Genomic DNA, 18,675 nt, shown 5'->3' with positions numbered 1-18,675 from the left:
AATGTGCAAAACTGCCGGCGGCGGAAAGCTCCCGCGCGCCGGTGGGGATCAGTCCTTTACCTGGCAGGCGAGACCGGCGGACTTCATGCCCTTGCACAGCGAGCGAGCGGCCGAGAGGCTGCCCGGAACCGCCTGCAGGCGATAGACGGTGCCAATATCCGCCTGCCCCTGGAGCACGCGGTGCGACATGTCGGCCAGCGCGGGGTACTGCGACTTGAGCGCGGCCCAGCCAGCCTCTGCGGACGCCTGCGAGGTATAGGCACCGACCTGCACGCCCACGCCTTCGGGCTCGGACGCCTGCGACGGTTCGGGGTCGGGCGTGCCGACCGAGTCGAAACCGGGCTTGGCGCCTTCGCCGTTGTCCTCGATCTGCGGCGGACGCGACTGGCCCTCGGCGACGGCAAAGCTGGTATCGCCGGTTCCTTCGACGACTTCGCCGCCGGGATTTTCCGGCCTGGTCTTGTAGGGTTCCTTGGGCGCGGAGATCACCCCGCCATCGGCGACGCGGTCCTTGGGCTTGTCGCCCATCATCCAGAACAGGCCGCCGACGATCACGCCGATAGCGACAAGGCCGAGCAGTACGAGCAGCAGGCCCTGCCCGATGCCCGGACCGCCTTCGTCCTCGTACTCGTCATCGTCGCCCTCAAGCCATGGGAGGCGGACGTCATCGTCCCCGAGTTCAAGCTGCTCCGAGGACTGGAACTGTTCCGCAGAGTCGCCGGAAAGGTCCTGCGTGTCGCCCTCGGGGCGCTCCTGACCCGCGAAATCGGGTTCCTCGTGGTCCCCGTCGCGGCCCGTGTTCGAGCCCGTGTCCGCGATCCCCATAACCTACATTTCCTCCACAGCCTCGACGCCGAGAAGCGCCAGCCCGTTGCGTACCAGTTGACCCATTTGCACGGCCAGAAAAAGCCGCGCGCCCGTCAGGTTAGCGTCGTCATGGTTAATAAACCGCTTTTCCACCCGGTCATTGCCCAAATTCCAGTAGCCGTGGAAGGCAGCGGCAAGATCGTGGAGGAAGAAGGCCATGCGATGCGGCTCGCGCGCCGCGGCGGCAGCTTCGATCACGCGCGGGAACTGCGCGGCCAGTTTGATCAGGTCCAGCTCCTCCTCGCCCAGCAGATCGAGGTGCGCATCGGAAGGCCCAAAGCCATCCGCCGCCGCCTTGCGCAGCGTCGAATGGACCCGGGCGTGGCAGTACTGGACGTAGAAGACTGGATTGTCCTTGCTCGCCTCGACCACCTTGTCGAAGTCGAAGTCCATCTGCGCGTCGGGCTTGCGGGTGAGCATGGTGAAACGCACCACGTCCTTGCCGACCATCTCGACGACGTCGGCCAGCGTCACGAAGTTGCCCGCGCGCTTGGACATCTTGAACGGCTGACCGCCCTTGAGGAGCTGGACCATCTGGACCAGCTTCACTTCGAACGGCGTGGGCTCGCCATCAACGCCGGTCATCGCGGCCACAGCGGCCTTGATGCGCTTGACGGTACCGGCGTGGTCCGCGCCCCAGATGTCCACCAGCGCGTCGGCTTCCTGCGCCTTCTGGTAGTGATAGGCGAGGTCGGCGCCGAAGTAGGTCCAGCTACCGTCGCTCTTCTTGATCGGGCGATCCTGATCGTCGCCGAACTGGGTCGACTTGAACAGCGGCAGTTCGACCGGCTCCCAGTCCTCGGGCGTCTTGCCCTTGGGCGCTTCGAGCACACCGTCGTAGACGAGACCCTTCGAGCGCAGCCACGCCTCGGCCTCGTCCGGCTTGCCGGAGGCCTGCAGTTCGGCTTCGGACGAGAACACCTCGTGCTCGATGCCCAGCAGCGCGAGGTCGGCGCGGATCATGTCCATCATCGCCGCGACCGCCTTGTCGCGGAACAGCACCAGCCATTCCGATTCGGGCGCCTTGGCGTACGTGTCGCCGAACTCATCGGCGAGCGCCTTGCCGACCGGCACGAGGTAATCGCCGGGATAGAACCCCTCGGGGATGGCGCCGATGTCCTCACCCAGCGCCTCGCGGTAGCGCAGGTGAACCGAGCGGGCGAGCACCTGCACCTGCGCGCCGGCATCGTTGACGTAGTATTCGCGGGTGACCTTGTGCCCGGCATATTCGAGCAGCGTCGCCAGCGCATCGCCGACGACCGCGCCGCGGCAGTGGCCCATGTGCATCGGCCCGGTGGGATTGGCGGAGACGTATTCGACGTTCACCGTCTTGCCGCCGCCCATGTCGGAGCGGCCGTAGTCGGCACCGAGCGCGGCAATCGCGCGCAGTTCGGCCAGCCAGGCCGAAGGCGCAAGCCGCATGTTGATGAAGCCCGGTCCGGCGATCTCGGCGGAGGTAACGTCCTCGATCCTGGTCAGTTCGGCAACCAGCGCCTCGGCCAGATCGCGCGGCTTCATGCCGGCGGGCTTGGCCAGCACCATCGCCGCATTGGTCGCCAGATCACCATGGCTGGGATCGCGCGGCGGCTCGACCGTGACCGCGCTTCGCTTCAGGCCGCCCGGCAGCGTGCCCGCTACTTCCAGCGCATCGAGCGCGGCGGAAAGGTGGCCTGCAAAGGCGGCGTAAAGCGTCTGGTTCTCACTCATAATGGCGCGCGGATAGCCGATGTGCAGGAAAAGGGGAACAGGGCGGGTGCAACGCCCGGATCAGTGCAAGGTGACAGGTCCGGTTGACACGCGTGACACGGTCCAGGGGAAATGGTGTCACCTTGCGTTTCCGGTGTCACCTTGTGACGAAAGTGTAACCTTGTGGAGTGGAAAACACGGATTGTGCAACTCTCAGGCATGCTGAACAATAATTCATCCGATGATATGTAGGAAATCATTTCTTACATGGACTACACTATCGGAAATAGTGCAGAACAAGATCAAATTATGTCACTCAACCAACCATTTTTTATGGGGTTAATCATGAAATTTTTAGATCGGCAAAACCAATGAACGGAGCGAATATATCATTATTCCTCCGCATCATATTTATTGTCTTCGCTGCTTTTATTACGGTTCAATGCAGCGGGGGCGTTCCAAACCCTGACGCTACGGCAAGTGATGAAATGGAGCTATTGGAACCGCAAGGAGCCGCTCTGAAGTACGATGACCATGATAGCGTTTATGTAACGGCATCAAATCTACGTGCGCGCAGCATGCCATCGATGGATGGACGTGTCGTGGGAAGTTTCGCCAATGGCGACAGCGTGGAAATTCTGAAGCGATCAGGTGAATGGCTGCAGGTTGTCAAGAACGCTGAGCACGTCTGGATCTCGGCAAAGTATGTTTCCAAGGCAGCGCGGGCTTCTCGGCGACCACCTGTTAATAAAGCAACCACATCAAGCAGTTCTATGTTCTCCGGAGGTCACGTGTGGTTCGGAAAGAAATGCAAGAAGGGCAAGCCTTGCGGGAACGCGTGTATATCCGTCAAGCGGACCTGTCACAAATGAGCGGCGAAAGCCCGTAGGTCGAGAGATGATGATGACGAACGGATCGCAGAAATACGCATCGCGGCGCACAGACGAACTGAATAAGAGACACCTCTGGGCCGGGGCCTGAACCATCCGGCCCTTCGCCCTCCGTTGCAATTTGTCGCTCGGGACCTAAGTTGAACGGAACAGGAGACGCCGGTGCCGGGTGCGGCGCCGAACGAGCGGCGTGTTTGCACGTCGGAACGAAAAATACCCAAAGGATTGTTTATGCAGACCGCAAAGACCGGTGACACCGTGCTGATCGACTTCGTCGTGCGCACGAACGACGGCCGCGTTGTCGGCAATACCGAGCAGGACGGCCCACAGACGGTGACGCTAGGCGGCGCGCAGATCTTCCCGCAGATCGAAGCCGCTCTCGATGGCATGGAAGTGGGCGCCGAACAGACGGTAACCGTGGCTTCCGCCGATGCCTTCGGTCCGCGCCGCGAGGAAATGGTCATCCAGATTCCGCGCGCCAACCTGCCGCAGGAATCCGAGCCGCAGCCCGGCATGGGCCTTTCCGCGCGTCAGCAGGACGGATCTACGGTCGATCTGGTCATCACCGAGGTCGGCGAGGAATCGGTTACTGCGGATGGCAATCATCCGCTCGCGGGCGAAGACCTGCACTTCGGCGTGACGCTGGTCGAGATCAAACCCGCCGCTGCATAAGCATCCGGCGTCGGCGGTCTTCCCTCGCGAAGGCCGCCGGCGGCCAGAATGTCGCGGATGCGGCACGCCTCAAATGGCGTGCAGACGCTCCACGATAGCGCTCGCCGGCTTGACGCCCGCTGCCGGAGCAGTGGGATTGTCGTGTTCGGCAAAGATCCGCTCGATCTCGATGCGTTTTTCGAGAATCAGCTTGGCGACCCCTGCGGTCATGCCTCCCTCTTCTCCGACACGTCCGAGTACGCCGGCAAGATCTTCCAGTGTGGCTTTTTCGAGACTCGCGTGCAGTCCGCCCTTGGAATCGCGAAAAGCAATGCATTGGCTGGCCATGTGTCGCCTCCTCCATCACATATTGTGAACTAGAGTAACGCACAGCCGGCCCATCCGGTTGCATCCGGGAAATTCCGCGTGTGCCCGGGGATTTCCCCGCGCGGCGCCCTGGTGCGCGGCCTGCTCCCGCGTCCACCTCTTCAAAAGCCCCGCAAACGCGTGTACGGGCGCGCGATGCGTCCTACCCAGAATCCCAAGACCTACCGGGTCAAGAGCTTCGGCTGCCAGATGAACGTCTATGACGGCGATCGCATGGCCGAACTGCTGGCCGAACAGGGCATCACCCCTGCCCCCGAAGGCGAGCAGGCCGACCTTGTCGTGCTCAACACCTGCCACATCCGCGAGAAGGCCGCCGAGAAGGTCTATTCCGACATCGGCCGGATCGTGAAGGACTGGGATGGCGAAGACGGCTCCAGCCCGCTGATCGCCGTCGCCGGCTGCGTCGCGCAGGCCGAGGGCGAGGAGATCATGGCGCGCGCGCCGGCGGTGACCATGGTGGTCGGCCCGCAGGCCTACCACCGCCTGCCCGACATGCTGCGCGAAGCCACTTCCGGCAAGCGCGTGACCGACACCGACATGCCCGCCGAAACCAAGTTCGACGCGCTGCCCAAGCGCCGCCGCTCGGGCCCGACCGCCTTCCTCACCGTGCAGGAAGGCTGCGACAAGTTCTGCACTTATTGCGTGGTGCCCTATACCCGCGGCGCCGAAGTCTCGCGCCCGCACGCCGATCTGGTCGAGGAGGCCAAGCGTCTCGTCGATGGCGGCGCCCGCGAGATCACGCTGCTCGGCCAGAACGTCAACGCCTGGACCGGCGAGAATGCCAGGGGCCAGCCGGTCGGCCTGGACGGGCTGATCCGCGAACTGGCGGAAATCCCCGACCTGGCCCGCATACGCTACACCACCAGCCATCCCAACGACATGACCGAGGGGCTGATCGCGGCGCATGGCGAGATTGCCAAGCTGATGCCCTTCCTCCACTTGCCCGTTCAGGCAGGCAATGACCGCGTGCTCAAGGCGATGAACCGCAGTCACACGGTCGAAAGCTATCTGCGCATCCTCGAACAGGTTCGCGCCGTGCGGCCCGACATCGCGCTTTCGGGCGATTTCATCGTCGGCTTCCCCGGCGAAACCGATGCCGAATTCGAGGATACGCTGGGGCTGGTCGAGGCGGTGGGCTATGCCCAGTGCTTCAGCTTCAAGTACTCGCCGCGCCCCGGCACGCCCGCCGCGACGATGGACGACCAGATTGCCGCCGCAGTGATGGACGAGCGCCTGCAGCGACTCCAGGCCGCGCTCAACCGCGACCAGCTGGCATTCAACAAGGCATCTGTCGGCAAGACCTGCGAGGTTCTCGTCGAACGCAAGGGCAAACATCCGGGCCAATGGCTCGGCAAGTCGCCCTGGTTGCAGTCGGTGCACTTCACCGGCGAAGCGCAGATCGGCGATCTCGTGCGCGTCGAACTGGCCGAGGCAGGCCCCAATTCGATTTCCGCACGGCTGCTGGAAACCGCTGCGGCCTGATCGCGGCTATTCGACGGGCTTGAGCGGCTCGGCCGGGATCAGCACGGTCCCGATCGTGTCGGTCTCCTGCGCCGGAGCGACCGTCGGGTTGCGGGGATAGCCCTTGCCGTCGAACTGCAGGCGCACCGTGTGCTCCGCCACGCCGCCGCCGGCAATGGTCACGGCAAGATCGCGCCAGCCGTTGCTCTTGCTGTCGAGCACGCCCACCGGCAACTGCACCACGCTGAGTTCGCTGATCTTGCGCAGGTCCCCGCCCTCGCGCTTGAGCACCACGAGATTGCAGCCTCCCGTCCCGCACATCATCGGACCGCCGACATAGGCCAGCACCTCGGGCGTGCCGTCGCCGTCGAGGTCGCTCTCGGCGCTGGCGTAGAGCAGCTTGCCCATGTCTGCGTAGTTTGCCGTGATCCAGCCCGATACGCTCTGCTGCAAGACAGCCTCGTCGGACTGGGCGGAGGACAGGCCGGACGGTTCGCCGGAAGGCTCTGTTTCGGGTTCGTCCTTCTTGCAGCCGGCCAACGCCCCGGCCAGCAGGAGGCCCATGGCCAAGGGCAGCGCAATGGAAAGCCTTGTCTTCATGGCCACAGGCTACGCCCGCTGCCGCCCGAACGGCAAGGAAAATGGCGCCGGGAAAAAGAACAGTTATCCACTGCGCCGCGCTGCAACATGGCTTGCGCAGGCCAATTCGCGTCCTATCTTTCGAATCAAGAACAACTGCTTCGATTTGAAAGGAGCGCATGGCCCGTAAAGCAACTCGTGCCGTTGATCCGGCGCAGTTCCGCCCCGAGACCCATCGCCGGGCGCGTGTCGAAATCGAGTTCGACGAACCGACGTTGCTGGGGGCCTTGTTCGGCCAGTTCGACGCCAATCTCGTACAAGTGGAAAACCGGCTGGGCGTCTACATCGCCGCCCGCGGCAACCGCATCCAGATCGAAGGCCCCGAAGACGCCGTCGCCCGCGCGCGAGACACGCTCAAGGGCATGCACCACCGGCTCGAACAGGGACAGGATCTCGACTCGGGCGCTATCGAATCGCTGATCGCCATGTCATCCGAACCCACCCTAGAAGGCATCATCTCCGGCGACGAAGGCGCGCCGCCGATCATGATCCGCACGCGCAAGAAAACGATCGTGCCGCGCTCGGCCACGCAGATCGACTATATGCGCGCACTGGCCAGGTCCGACGTGATCTTCGCGCTCGGCCCGGCGGGCACCGGCAAGACCTACCTCGCGGTGGCGCAGGCGGTAAGCCAGCTGATGACCGGCTCCGTGCAGCGCCTGATCCTCTCGCGCCCGGCGGTGGAAGCGGGCGAGAAGCTGGGCTTCCTGCCCGGCGACATGAAGGACAAGGTCGACCCTTACCTGCGCCCGCTCTACGACGCGCTCTACGACTGCATGCCGCCCGAACAGGTGGAACGCCGCATCGCGAGCGGCGAGATCGAGATCGCGCCCATCGCCTTCATGCGCGGCCGCACGCTCGCCGATGCCTTCGTCATCCTCGACGAGGCGCAGAACACCACGCGCGAGCAGATGAAGATGTTCCTCACCCGCTTCGGCCAGAACTCCCGCATGGTGATCTGCGGCGACCCGCGGCAGGTCGACATCCCCGGCGGCGATCGCCATTCCGGGCTTGCCGATGCAGTAGGCCGTCTGGAGGGCGTGGAAGGCATCGCGGTGACGCGCTTCACCGCCGCCGACGTGGTGCGCCACCCGATCGTGGGGCGGATCGTCGAGGCCTATGAGGGGCCGACGGAGTAGTATCGCCTGATGGGCGGGTAACCGGCTGTTTCCGGGTTGATGCTTTCAATCGGGGGCTTGGCGCGATAGGTCCGCCTGATGATGAACATTCCCTGGGATCAGCCCGCGACGCTGATCGATCTGGACGGCAAGACACCGATCATCGGTACGATCTTCGACTGCGTCACGCACTTCTCGCTGTTCAAGCCCTTCGCCAAGGAGCAGGCGCGCATCCTGTTGACCCGGCCGGCTTTCCGCCCGGGCCAGAAGACCCGGACGTGGGTTCTCAACCCGAACGAAATCGAAATGCTCGTCGAGAAATGGGCTGTCGACATCGAGGAAGCGCTGAAGCCCGACTGATGGCGTGAATTTCGGAGCGCCAACGGGGCAAGCCAAATGAAGTCTCGTCGCCCCCGCGAAGGCGGAGGGCCCGCTTTTCTTGGGCCTACATTACGCCTCCCAGGCGCTCGAACATATCCTCCCACTCCGGGTTCATCGTTTCGATCAGGCTGATTTTCCAATCGCGGCGCCATTTCTTGATGGCCTTCTCACGCCGGATTGCGTCTTCGATCTGATCATACCGTTCGGCGTAAACGAGCCGCGTGAAACCATACTTGCGGACGAACAGCGATCCGGTGCCCTCACGATGTTGCCAGATACGACGTTGAATATGCACGGTTACACCGGTGTAGATGCCGCCGCGATAGCGGTCGCTCGTCATGTAGACCCAGCCGCCTTTGACCATTTCGCTGTTCCAAGAAGCGGGGCCCCCGCCTTCGCGGGGGCGACGAGATCATTTTGGGCTGAATGCAATTCCGCTGCCAATTAACTCCGCGTCATCCCCCCGCAGGCGGGGATCCCGCTTCTCTTAATCCTGCCGTGAAGATAGAGCAGAGCCATGACCCTTGAAATCGACATCGAAGCCCCCTGGCCCGGCGACACCGACTGGGCCGACCTCGCCGAACGCGCCCTTGAAGCGCTGCAGCAGGTCGCCCCCGAGATCGGCAACGAACGCCTGATCGCCAGCGTGCTGTTCACGTCCGACGAAGAGGTTCACACGCTCAACCGCGAGTGGCGGGCGAAGGACAAGCCGACCAACGTGCTTTCTTTCCCGATGCTCCAGCGCGAGGACCTGCTCGAACTCGCCTCTGACGGCCCTCCGGAAATGCTCGGCGACATCGCGCTTGCCCATGAGACCTGCGCGCGCGAAGCCGCGGAAAAAGGCGTTTCCGTTCAGGACCATGCCACCCATCTGATCGTCCACGGCCTGCTCCATCTGGCCGGGCACGATCACGAGATTTCCGATGCCGATGCGGACGCGATGGAAACGCTCGAAACAAAGGCTCTTGCGATTCTGGGCATTGCCGACCCATATGGGGACCGATCTTAGACTTCAGGGGATACCAAAAGACGATGGCCGACAATGGCCGCCACACCGAGTCCGGCTCGGGAGAAGGGGACAGTAGCGGCGCGCTCTGGCGTGTAATCAAGCGAATGTTCCAGTCCGACGTCGATCAGTCGCTGCGCGCGCAGATCGAAGGCGTCATCAACGAGCACGAGGGTGAGCAAAACCCGAACGGCCTTCCGAACGGCGACCTTTCTCCGCTCGAACGCCAGATGCTGCGCAACCTGCTGCACTTCAGCGAGCACGATGCTGACGACGTCGCCATTCCGCGCGGCGAGATCATCGCGCTGCCGGCGTCCGCCGAGTGGGAGGACGTGGTCGAGGCCTTTGCCGAACACGGCCACAGCCGCATGCCCGTCTACGGCGAATCGCTCGATGAAGTGAAAGGCATGCTCCACATCAAGGACGTGTTCTCGCATCTGGCGCGCGGCACCCGGCCGACCGACTGGTGCGACCTGCTGCGCCAGCCGCTCTACGTGCCGCAGTCGCGCGGCGCGCTCGACGTGCTCGCCGACATGCAGGCCCAGCGCGTCCACCTGGCCGTGGTGATCGACGAATATACCGGCACCGACGGGATCATCACCATCGAGGACCTCGTCGAGGAAATCGTCGGCGAGATCGAGGATGAGCACGACGAGGCGCCCGACGTGATGCTCGTGCCGCTCGAAGGCGGGATGTGGGATGCCGATTCCCGCGTCGAGCTGGAGGAGATCGCCGAGAGGATAGATCCCCGCCTTGCCGAGGTGGAGGAATCGGTCGACACGCTGGGCGGCCTCACCTTCGTTCTGGCAGAGAAGGTCCCGGAAGTGGGCACTGTGCTCACCCACGAGAGCGGCTGGCAGATCGAAGTTATCGACGGGAATGAAAGGCATGTAACCCGTCTGCGGCTGCATCCGCCACAGGAGGTCTTGGAAAACGGGGAAGAATAGCTACAGTTGCATGATCTGCATTGCAGATTGCATCCTGAGCAACCCCGACGAAAAGAAGTTCATTGCCTGTACGCCGTCTTCCCCCGCTGCGCGCACTCGAGGCTTTCGTGCGCGTCGTCCGCCTCGGTTCGGCCAAGGCTGCTGCCAACGAGCTGGCGCTGTCGCCTTCGGCGCTCTCGCGCCGCGTGGCCGCGCTGGAAGACTTTACCGGCAAACGTCTGTTCACGCGCCAGCATCAGGCGATGAAGCTGACCGACGAGGGTCAGGCCTTCTACAACGCCATCGGCCCCAAGCTGGAAGAACTCGCCGAAGCGGTGGAAGCGCAGATCGATCGCGGCCAGGTGCTGCGCCTGCATCTCGGCGTCCCGACGCTGTTCGGTGGCCAGCGCCTGTTCCCGCGCCTGCCCGAACTGCGCAAGCTGCACCCGCGGCTGCATATCGACATCGACACCGCCACCCACTCGGAAGACCGCGTGGGCGACACGTTGGATGCGGCTATCGTGCTCACCAAGGAACCCGATCCGGCGTTCTATCGCGTGCAGCTCGACCAGAATAAGGTCTATGGCATCGTTTCGCAGGACCTGGCAGCGGAGCTTGGCGGCGTGCCCGACAAGGAGTCCCTGTCCAAGCAAACTTTCCTGATCCATCAGGACCTGCCCGACAGTCTCGATGCCTGGAAGAAGGCCATCGGTATGCCGGATCTCGAACCCGCGTCGGTCGACAAGTTCGATTCCGGCCAGCTCGTGCTCGAGGCGGCAGCGCAGGGCCTGGGCATCGCGATTATGCACGACGACCACTTCCGTCGCGCCCACGACAACCGGCTTGCCCGGCTGTTCGACATCGATGTCGAGAGTCCCTACCGCTACTGGTTCATCTGCAAGCCCAAGGCCCTGGAAACCCGGCCCGTGCGCATTTTCCACGAGTGGCTGCTGCAGGCACAGCTCTGATCTTCCGGTCATCGGGCTTCAGATTGTCGCAAATTTACAATGGATTGAGAGTACCGCTGCCGCGGGCCCTGCCGTAGCATCGCGGCGATCCCCTGCAGGAGAGAACATCATGTCCAGGATACTCGCAGCGCTTTCGGCTTCGGCGCTGATGCTCGGCGCCAGCCCGGCGATGGCCGCGGAGCCCGACAGCACCGCGCAGGCCGAAGCCCCGGTCGATCCCGCCCGCCTCGCCGCGGCCCGCCAGACGGTCGACTACGTCTTCCCGGCCGGCACCTATGCCCGCATCATGAATGCGACGATGGACAAGATCATGGACTCGGTGATGGATTCGGTCGGCAAGATGCCGATCAAGGATCTGGCCGGCATGGGCGGCGTCGACACCAGCAAGCTGAGTTCAGCCTCGCTTTCCGAAATCATGGCGATCTACGATCCGCACTACAAGGAGCGGATGACCCTCACGACCCACACCATGATGGGCGAAATGACCACGATGATGACCGAGTTCGAACCGGAAATCCGCGACGGCCTCGCCCATGCCTATGCCGCCAAGTTCGACGTGAAGCAGCTCGGCGAGCTCAATGCCTTCTTCGCCACGCCCACGGGCAGCGAGTACGCGGCCGATTCCTACATGATCATGATGTCGCCCAAGGTCATGGACAAGATGCAGGCCTTCATGCCGAAGATGATGAAGCAGATGCCCGCCATCGTGGAGAAGGTGAAAACCGCCACCGCAGACCTGCCTCCACCGCGCAAGTACGCCGACCTCAGCGATGCGGAAAGGGCGGAGCTCGCCGATCTGCTGGGCATCTCGGTAGCGGAACTGGAAGAGCAGCAAGCGGCGAAAAGCGAATAAGATGGTTTCTCGCGATCGAGAGAGGATCGCGCAAGAAAAAGGACGGCCCCGTCAGGACCGCCCTTTGCGTGTCTCGGCTGGAAAGGCTTCAGCCTTCCGAAACGGTCGCCTTGACGATGGTGCCCGGATTGCGCGGCGGCTCGCCCTTGGGCAGCGCGTCGACCAGTTCCATGCCTTCGACCACCTGGCCCCAGACAGTGTACTGCTTGTCGAGGAAGGTCGCATCGTCGAACACGATGAAGAACTGGCTGTTGGCCGAGTGCGGCGCGCTGGTGCGGGCCATCGAGCAGACGCCGCGCACGTGCGGCTCGGCGTTGAATTCGGCCTTGAGATCCGGCTTGTCGGAACCGCCCATGCCGGTACCGTGCGGGCAGCCGCCCTGCGCCATGAAACCGGGGATCACGCGGTGGAACTTCACGCCGTCGTAGAAGCCCTCGCCCGCCAGTTCCTTGATCCGCTCGACGTGGCCGGGGGCCAGATCGGAGCGCAGCTTGATCTTCACGTCGCCCTGCGTCTCTCCGGTGTCGAGGGTGAGCGTCAGAAATTCGTCGGCCATGTAAACTCTCCTGTTGCCTGCGCCCCACTGCAGGCGCGGATCGGCTCGGCGCCCGATATAGGATGACTGTCGGCAATGTCACGCCCTTGTCCGGGCCAGCCCGGCGCCGCAAGCTCGGCACGGACGTGCCGAGCGCACCCGGAAAACCACCTGTTGCAATTGCGAAATAGGCGCGTAGACCCACGCTCATGAGCGAAGCGGACCTCAAGGAACACCTGCCGGAAGACGAGGCGGCAGCCGAGGAGGAAGACGCGCTCGAAACCGGAAGCCTGGACGAGGAAAACCGCCTCAAGCCGGACTTCGTCCGCAGCGTCAAGGACGCGCTGGACGACGACGATTCCGACCGTGTCTACGATCTCGTCGAACCGCTTCATCCGGCCGACATCGCCGACCTTTTCGAACTGGTCGACGAACACGAACGCCTGACCCTCGCCAGCTCTATCCGCGACCTCATGGGCGTCGAGGTCATCGCCGAACTCAACGACTGGGTTCGCGAACTGCTGGTGGAGGCGCTGCCGGCCGATGTAGTCGCCGGTATCGCCGAACAACTCGACACCGACGATGCCGTCGCGATGCTGGAGGACCTCGACGAGGAGGACCAGCGCGCCGTTCTTGCCGAGATGGAACCGGAAGACCGGGCTGCCATCGAATCCGCGCTGGCGTATCCCGAGGAATCCGCAGGCCGCCTGATGAGCCGCGAACTGGTCGCGGTGCCCGAGACGATGACCGTCGGCGACCTCATCGATTTCCTGCGCGAACACCGCGAACTGCCCACCGAGTTCTGGGAAGTGTTCTGCGTCGACGCGCTGCACCATCCGGTCGGCAGTTGCGCGCTCTCGTGGATCCTGCGCTGTCCGCGCAACATCCCGCTCTACGACGTGATGAAGCGCGACCAGACCATCATTCCGGTGGGGATGGACCAGGAAGAAGTCGCGCTGCGCTTCCAGAAATACGCACTGATCTCGGCCGCGGTGGTCGATCCCTCGGGGCGCCTGATCGGCCAGATCACCGTCGATGACGTCGTCCACGTCATTCAGGAAGAGGCGGGCGAGGATACTCTGCTGCTCTCCGGCGCGGGCGACGGCGACATCAACGAGCCGATCCTGCTGACCGTGCGCGCACGCCTGACCTGGCTCTGCGTGAACCTCGCCACTGCAATGATCGCATCCTCGGTCGTCGGCCTGTTCCAGGGCGCGATATCGCGCTTTGCGCTGCTGGCGGTATTGATGCCGATTGTCTCGGGCATGGGTGGCAACGCCGGCACCCAGACCCTCGCCGTGGTCGTGCGCGCCATCGCTACTAATCAGCTCACCGATACCAACACCTGGCGCATGATCATGCGCGAGTTCCGGATCGCTCTCGCCAACGGTACGGCACTCGGCGCGCTGATCGGGGTAGGCACCGGCGTGCTGTTCGGCAACGCCCTGCTGGGCGCGGTCATTGCCACGGCCATGGTGGTGAACAACCTCGTCGCGGGGCTCGCGGGCATTCTCGTGCCCGTCACACTGACCCGCTTCAAGGTCGACCCGGCCGTCTCGTCCGCCGTCTTCGTGACCACGGCAACGGATACGATGGGCTTCTTCTCGTTTCTTGGCCTCGCGGTGCTAACCGGACTGGCCTGAACACTATCCCTTTCGTCATTGCGAGCGAAGCGAAGCAATCCAGGGCGGCGCCACTGCGCTCTGGATTGCCGCGGCCCTGCGGGCCTCGCAATGACGAAGAGATAGCCGGCGAACATGCACAGCCACTGGCCTGAAACGCCTCCACTCCCTATCTTCCCCTCATGCCGCTGCACATGACGAAGATCGCCTTTTCCGCCGAGAGCCCCGCCTCGCTGCGTGCATGGCTTGAGAGCCATCCGGACGAGGCGCGCCTGACCACCCGCTACCTGCCCAAGCGGCACGAGGAGATGGTCGGCGGTTCGCTCTACTGGATCTTCGAGCATGCGCTCATCGGCCGCTCGCCCATCCTCGGCTTCGAGCAGCGGGAGAGCGACGGCCGCTGGCATATCCGCCTGGCGCCCAAGCTGATCCCCGTCGTCACCAAGCCCAAGCGCGCGCATCAAGGCTGGCGCTACCTCAAGGACGAAGACGCCCCGCGCGACCTTGGCGACGGCGAAAGCAGCGGCGACATCATGCCGCCCAAGCTGGCGCGCGAACTGATGAAGCTGGGGCTGGTCTAGGCTGGTTCAGCCTGCATCGCCCACACGACGAAACACTGCTCGCCGCTTTTCGAAGAAGGCCGAGAAGGCCTCGCGCGCTTCGGGCGAGGCCATCGCTTCCCGGAAGATCCGCGCTTCCTCGTCCATCCGCGCTGCGATCGCCGCGGGATCGCCCTTCATCAGCCGCCGTGTGGCCTGCAGGGCCTGAGGTGGCTTTGCCATCAGCGCCGCTGCCTTGCCGCGCGCATGCGCCAGCAAATCCTCGGCGGGGACGATGGCGGTCAACAATCCGGCCTGCCGGGCATCCTGCGCAAGCATCGGCTCGCCCAGCAACAGCATCGCGGCAGCACGAGCATGACCGAGAATGGCAGGCGCCAGCAGGCTCGAAGCGGCCTCGGGGACGAGGCCAAGATCGACGAACGGCATGACGAAGCGCGCATCAGCCGCTGCATAGACGAGATCGCAGTGGAACAGCATCGTGGTGCCGACACCCACCGCCAGTCCCTGCACGGCTGCGACCACCGGCTTGTCGAACGCGGCGATGGTGCGAATGAATTCGAAAGCCGCTTCCGCGCTCTCTGGCCCGGCCATGAAGTCGGCAAGATCGTTGCCCGCACAGAACGCATCGCCGCAACCGGAGATCAGGACGACGCCAATTTCCGGTGCCTCGGAAGCGTCCCGGAGCGCCGCGGTCATCGCGCTGTACATCGCCGATGTCAGCGCGTTCTTCTTCTCGGGCCGGTCGATCCGGATTTCGAGAACCCCGGCGGCAACGGCCGTGTCTATACCATTCGGCACGTTCGCATCTCCTGCCAAAGAACCCCGCCGTCAGCCACGATCGGCCCACCAGCGCAGCAGCGCATGGGCAACAGCAGCCTTGGGCGGCGCGCCGAAGGCTTTCCCCTGTTCGCCCCGCGCGACTGCCGCAAGCGCGTCAGTGACTTCCTCGCGCGTAAACCAGCGCACATCATCCATCTCGGTTTCGTCCATGACGATGGCGGGATCGTCTGCGTAGGCATGGCAGCCGATCATCAGCGATGAAGGAAACGGCCAGGGCTGGCTGATCACGTATTCGACGTCGCGAGCGCGCACCCCGGCTTCCTCGAAAGTCTCGCGCTTCACGGCTTCCTCGATCGTCTCGCCCGGCTCGACGAAGCCGGCGAGTGCGGAATACTGGCCCGGCGCAAAGCGCGGCTGGCGGCCAAGGAGCAGCTTGCCCTCGCATTCGACCGTCATGATCGTGACCGGATCGACGCGCGGAAAGTGTTCCGACTTGCACGCGGCGTTGGAGCAGGTGCGCTGCCAGCCGCCCTTGGCCAGCGCCGTCGGACTGCCGCAGACCGCGCAAAAGCGGTGGCGCATGTGCCAGCCGACGAGCGCGCGGGCCGTGCCGTAGGCCGCCAGTTCGCCGGACTCCAGCACCACCATGGCATTCCAGCTCGCCGGTCCCGCATGGGGTCCGCCGGAAGGCGTCGTCGCGGGGACTTCGGCGAAGCAGCCGTGCTCGCCGTCTACGCCCTGTGCGATGCCGAGAAACACCAGTTCGCTGTCTGCGGACGCATCGGCAAGGCTACCCCAGGCAAGCGCGCTGTCATCCGTCAGAACCGGATCGAGCCCGTCCATGCGTAGCAGCCGCGCCTGCGCCGTTCGCAGTGCGTCGAGTGCCGCCGGATCGTTGCGAATGTGATCAGCACGATCGATGTGCGAGCCGGAAAAGGCGATGGGGGCTACGGCGACATCCACGTTACTGTTTCTCCAGCAGGGCCATGACATCGGCCTTCAGGGCCGTCTGGAACTCGGGCAGCAGGTCATTGGCATTGGGGGGCATGAACTGCACGAATATCTGCGATCGCAGCGAATGGAGCATATCGACCATGCCCACGGTGCCGGCGGCGCCCGACCATCCGTAGATCCCGGCTTCAGCACCCCTGCCCACGCGGCCGCCGGCACCGAAGCCGGCACTGCCGCCGAAGAGCTTGGGGATTTCCAGACCGGGGGGCAGCAGGTCGCGCGTGCCGGTGCGCACGGTGAGTTCGCCGAGCACGCGCTGCCCGTCGATCTCGCCATATTGCGCCAGCATGCGCAGGAAGCGGTCGTAATCGCGCGGCGAACTCACCAGCCCTGCCCCGCCGAAAGGGAACGGCGGCGGGTCGAGATAGATCGAGCTCTCGCCCGGATCGATCGGCACGAGGACATTTTTCACTGCGCCATAATTGGTGGTCAGCCGTTTCGCATCGGGCGCCGGGACCTGAAAGAAGGTACTGCTCATGCCTGCCGGTTCGAAGATCGTTTCGCGCAGGTACGTGTCGAAGCTCTTGCCCGAGACCACCTCGATCACCCGGCCCATCAGATCGAGCCCCATCGAATAGCTCCACCGGGTGCCGGGGTCAGCGACCAGGGGCACTTCGGCGAGACGGTCGGCGAAGACATCCAGTCCCTTGACCGTCTTGCCACGTGAGAGACCGGGAATTTCCATGCGGCTGACCTGCCCGGCGACGAGGCCCTTCTCCTCCAGCAGTTTGGCGATAGGGCCCTTCTGGATGATCGAATAGGCGATGCCCGAGGTGTGCGTGAGCAACTGGCGGATCGTGATCGGGCCGGGCGCGGGATGCAGCTCTGTGATCGATCCGTCGTAGGTGTCCTGCACCATCATGTCGCGGTACTTGGGCAGGATGTCGTAGAGCGGCTGGTCCAGCCCCAGCTTGCCCTCGTCGATCAGTTGCATCGCCGCCATGCCGGTAACCGGCTTGGTCATCGAATAGATGCGAAAGAGGCTGTCGGCGGTGACTGCATCGCCATCGTTGAACCCTTCCGAACCGCGCGCGACATATTGCGGATCGCGCCCCGGCACGCCGAGCGAAGCGACCATGCCGGGAAACTTGCCCGGCCCAACCCAGCGCTCGATCACCGCGCGCACATGCGGGAGCAGGTCGGGATCGGCAGCGGCCAGCGCCAGACGCGGCATGAGCGCGGCGCCGAGGCCCGCGCAGGCGCCCATGCGCAACAACATGCGGCGGTCCATCGCCGCTTCCAGAGACTGCAAATCGCGGATCATGCCTCTTCTCCCGTTTCTGCCAGCGCCAGCCGCGCCGCCTTGGCGAAAAGCGTGGGCAGGCCGGCGTCTTCGATCCGGTCCAGCGGCCACCATTCGCCCGCTTCCTGTGCAAGACTATCGCATTGATTGCCAAGATAAACCGACAAGTTCAGCGAGAGCGAGAAATGGGTGAAGACATGCCCCACCATGCCCGCGCTCTCCCACGGGCCCGCAAGCGGCCCCTCGCCCGATCCGTCGGCACGTGCGCTCCAGCCGTCGTCGGGCAGCGCGCGCATGCCGCCAAGCATGCCCTTGCCGGGGCGACGGACCAGCCAGACATGCCCCTCGCCGTCCACTTCGCGTTCGATCCAGAAGGCCCGGCCATTGCGGGCCGGCTTGGCCTTTTTCGGTGCCTTGACCGGAAAGCGTTCGGGCTCCCCAGTGGCCCGTCCCCGGCAATGCGGCGAGAGCGGACAGAGCAGGCAGCGCGGCGCGCGGCTGGTGCACACCGTCGCGCCAAGGTCCATCATCGCCTGCGCAAAGTCGCCGCTGCGCGCCTCGGGCGTGATCGCGTCCGCCTTCTCGCGGATTTCGGTGCGTCCGCCGGGCAGCGGGGTATCCAGCGCGAAAAGCCGCGCGACGACCCGCTCGACATTGGCATCCACCACGACCGCCCTCCGCTCGAAGGCAATGGCCGCCACAGCGGCGGCAGTATAGGCGCCGAGCCCCGGCAGGGCGCGAAGACCCTCTTCGGTATCGGGAAAGGTCCCGCCCTGCGCGGCCACTTCGCGGGCACAGGCCAGCAGGTTGCGGGCGCGGGCGTAGTAACCGAGGCCTGCCCAGGCGGCCATGACTTCCGCGTCCGACGCAGCCGCCAGCGCTTTCACGGTAGGCCAGCGGCGGGTGAACTCGGCGAAATAGGCTTTTACCGCCGCGACCGTGGTCTGTTGCAGCATGACTTCGGACAGCCAGACCCGGTAGGGATCCGGCGGCGGCGCGCCGGGCGGCGAACGCCACGGCAGATCGCGGGCGTGGGCATCGTACCAGTCGAGCAGGGCGGACGATAGGGCATCGGAACTGGCATCCATGCG

The 18,675-nt window shown here is 64.4% G+C and carries 22 protein-coding genes; 12 read left to right on the top strand and 10 right to left on the bottom strand.

All coding sequences use genetic code 11. From position 1 onward, the window contains the following. Positions 1–48: 48 nt before the first annotated feature. Together IEX64_RS14660 and argS are read right to left on the bottom strand one after the other, a co-directional pair. Positions 49–825 (bottom strand): SPOR domain-containing protein, encoded by a 777-nt coding sequence (locus IEX64_RS14660; protein WP_188820639.1) that lies wholly within the window; start codon positions 823–825, stop codon positions 49–51. A 3-nt stretch (positions 826–828) separates the two neighbouring features. Then, complete coding sequence (gene argS / locus IEX64_RS14655) at positions 829–2,574, bottom strand: arginine--tRNA ligase (RefSeq protein WP_188820636.1); 1,746 nt, start codon at positions 2,572–2,574, stop codon at positions 829–831. A gap of 350 nt (positions 2,575–2,924) precedes the next feature. Here argS and IEX64_RS14650 point away from each other — a divergent pair, with 350 nt between their 5' ends. Both IEX64_RS14650 and IEX64_RS14645 read left to right on the top strand, forming a co-directional pair. After that, on the top strand, positions 2,925–3,425 hold the full coding sequence (locus IEX64_RS14650) for an SH3 domain-containing protein (RefSeq protein WP_188820634.1): 501 nt from the start codon (positions 2,925–2,927) through the stop codon (positions 3,423–3,425). Positions 3,426–3,674: 249 nt separating this feature from the next. Beyond that, positions 3,675–4,115, top strand: a complete 441-nt coding sequence (locus tag IEX64_RS14645; protein WP_188820632.1) for an FKBP-type peptidyl-prolyl cis-trans isomerase — start codon at positions 3,675–3,677, stop codon at positions 4,113–4,115. Between the two features lie 69 nt (positions 4,116–4,184). Here the strand turns inward: IEX64_RS14645 and IEX64_RS14640 are convergent, their stop codons facing one another. Further along, positions 4,185–4,442, bottom strand: a complete 258-nt coding sequence (locus tag IEX64_RS14640; protein ID WP_188820630.1) for a hypothetical protein — start codon at positions 4,440–4,442, stop codon at positions 4,185–4,187. Between the two features lie 174 nt (positions 4,443–4,616). On the opposite strand from IEX64_RS14640, the gene miaB reads away from it, so the two are divergent. Continuing rightward, the gene (gene miaB, locus IEX64_RS14635) at positions 4,617–5,963 is read left to right on the top strand and encodes a tRNA (N6-isopentenyl adenosine(37)-C2)-methylthiotransferase MiaB (protein ID WP_188820628.1); all 1,347 of its coding nucleotides are present in this window, start codon (positions 4,617–4,619) and stop codon (positions 5,961–5,963) included. Between the two features lie 6 nt (positions 5,964–5,969). On the opposite strand, the gene IEX64_RS14630 is transcribed toward miaB, so the two are convergent. Then, positions 5,970–6,506 (bottom strand): COG3650 family protein, encoded by a 537-nt coding sequence (locus tag IEX64_RS14630; RefSeq protein ID WP_229710405.1) that lies wholly within the window; start codon positions 6,504–6,506, stop codon positions 5,970–5,972. Between IEX64_RS14630 and IEX64_RS14625 the strand changes: the two genes are divergently transcribed. From IEX64_RS14625 to IEX64_RS14615, 3 genes are all read left to right on the top strand, one after another. Continuing rightward, positions 6,505–6,711, top strand: a complete 207-nt coding sequence (locus IEX64_RS14625; RefSeq protein WP_188820734.1) for a hypothetical protein — start codon at positions 6,505–6,507, stop codon at positions 6,709–6,711. The genes IEX64_RS14630 and IEX64_RS14625 overlap by 2 nt on opposite strands. Continuing rightward, on the top strand, positions 6,701–7,720 hold the full coding sequence (locus IEX64_RS14620; RefSeq protein ID WP_188820624.1) for a PhoH family protein: 1,020 nt from the start codon (positions 6,701–6,703) through the stop codon (positions 7,718–7,720). Before IEX64_RS14625 ends, IEX64_RS14620 begins: the two co-directional genes overlap by 11 nt. Positions 7,721–7,798: 78 nt before the next feature. After that, positions 7,799–8,059 carry a hypothetical protein gene (locus IEX64_RS14615; protein WP_188820622.1) on the top strand — a complete coding sequence of 87 codons (261 nt, stop codon included), beginning with the start codon at positions 7,799–7,801 and terminating at the stop codon, positions 8,057–8,059. Between the two features lie 85 nt (positions 8,060–8,144). Here IEX64_RS14615 and IEX64_RS14610 read toward each other — a convergent pair whose 3' ends face one another. After that, the gene (locus tag IEX64_RS14610; RefSeq protein ID WP_188820619.1) at positions 8,145–8,444 is read right to left on the bottom strand and encodes a GIY-YIG nuclease family protein; all 300 of its coding nucleotides are present in this window, start codon (positions 8,442–8,444) and stop codon (positions 8,145–8,147) included. A 153-nt stretch (positions 8,445–8,597) separates the two neighbouring features. On the opposite strand from IEX64_RS14610, the gene ybeY reads away from it, so the two are divergent. The 4 genes from ybeY to IEX64_RS14590 all read left to right on the top strand — a co-directional run bounded on the left by ybeY (position 8,598) and on the right by IEX64_RS14590 (position 11,833). Continuing rightward, a complete protein-coding gene (gene ybeY / locus IEX64_RS14605) occupies positions 8,598–9,089 on the top strand; it encodes an rRNA maturation RNase YbeY (RefSeq protein WP_188820617.1) in 492 nt (163 codons plus the stop codon). Positions 9,090–9,112: 23 nt separating this feature from the next. After that, positions 9,113–10,033, top strand: a complete 921-nt coding sequence (locus tag IEX64_RS14600; protein ID WP_188820608.1) for a hemolysin family protein — start codon at positions 9,113–9,115, stop codon at positions 10,031–10,033. Positions 10,034–10,095: 62 nt separating this feature from the next. Then, positions 10,096–10,980, top strand: coding sequence for a LysR substrate-binding domain-containing protein (locus tag IEX64_RS14595; protein WP_188820606.1), 885 nt, complete (start codon positions 10,096–10,098; stop codon positions 10,978–10,980). 109 nt (positions 10,981–11,089) lie between these two features. Beyond that, positions 11,090–11,833, top strand: coding sequence for a DUF2059 domain-containing protein (locus IEX64_RS14590; RefSeq protein ID WP_188820604.1), 744 nt, complete (start codon positions 11,090–11,092; stop codon positions 11,831–11,833). A gap of 88 nt (positions 11,834–11,921) precedes the next feature. Here IEX64_RS14590 and IEX64_RS14585 read toward each other — a convergent pair whose 3' ends face one another. Beyond that, positions 11,922–12,389 carry a peptidylprolyl isomerase gene (locus IEX64_RS14585; protein ID WP_188820602.1) on the bottom strand — a complete coding sequence of 156 codons (468 nt, stop codon included), beginning with the start codon at positions 12,387–12,389 and terminating at the stop codon, positions 11,922–11,924. A gap of 188 nt (positions 12,390–12,577) precedes the next feature. On the opposite strand from IEX64_RS14585, the gene mgtE reads away from it, so the two are divergent. Beyond that, on the top strand, positions 12,578–14,011 hold the full coding sequence (gene mgtE, locus IEX64_RS14580; RefSeq protein WP_188820601.1) for a magnesium transporter: 1,434 nt from the start codon (positions 12,578–12,580) through the stop codon (positions 14,009–14,011). Between the two features lie 161 nt (positions 14,012–14,172). Continuing rightward, the gene (locus tag IEX64_RS14575) at positions 14,173–14,571 is read left to right on the top strand and encodes a DUF1489 family protein (protein WP_188820600.1); all 399 of its coding nucleotides are present in this window, start codon (positions 14,173–14,175) and stop codon (positions 14,569–14,571) included. 6 nt (positions 14,572–14,577) lie between these two features. On the opposite strand, the gene IEX64_RS14570 is transcribed toward IEX64_RS14575, so the two are convergent. Genes IEX64_RS14570 through IEX64_RS14555 form a run of 4 tightly spaced genes read right to left on the bottom strand, consistent with a single transcriptional unit; the run spans position 14,578 to position 18,672 of the window. After that, positions 14,578–15,348, bottom strand: coding sequence for an enoyl-CoA hydratase (locus IEX64_RS14570; RefSeq protein ID WP_188820599.1), 771 nt, complete (start codon positions 15,346–15,348; stop codon positions 14,578–14,580). A 30-nt stretch (positions 15,349–15,378) separates the two neighbouring features. Next, entirely contained in the window at positions 15,379–16,323 is a 945-nt protein-coding gene (gene nudC / locus IEX64_RS14565) for an NAD(+) diphosphatase (protein WP_188820598.1), read from the bottom strand. Next, positions 16,295–17,605 (bottom strand): serine hydrolase domain-containing protein, encoded by a 1,311-nt coding sequence (locus IEX64_RS14560; protein ID WP_188820597.1) that lies wholly within the window; start codon positions 17,603–17,605, stop codon positions 16,295–16,297. The genes nudC and IEX64_RS14560 overlap by 29 nt, the downstream gene beginning before the upstream one ends. Next, entirely contained in the window at positions 17,602–18,672 is a 1,071-nt protein-coding gene (locus IEX64_RS14555) for an A/G-specific adenine glycosylase (protein ID WP_188820596.1), read from the bottom strand. Before IEX64_RS14555 ends, IEX64_RS14560 begins: the two co-directional genes overlap by 4 nt. Positions 18,673–18,675: the final 3 nt, after the last annotated feature.

It is taken from the genome of Novosphingobium indicum, from assembly GCF_014645195.1.
GTDB lineage: Bacteria > Pseudomonadota > Alphaproteobacteria > Sphingomonadales > Sphingomonadaceae > Novosphingobium > Novosphingobium indicum.
The sequence above is the reverse complement of the archived record's forward strand: the minus strand, read 5'-3'. Positions and strand labels throughout refer to the sequence as shown.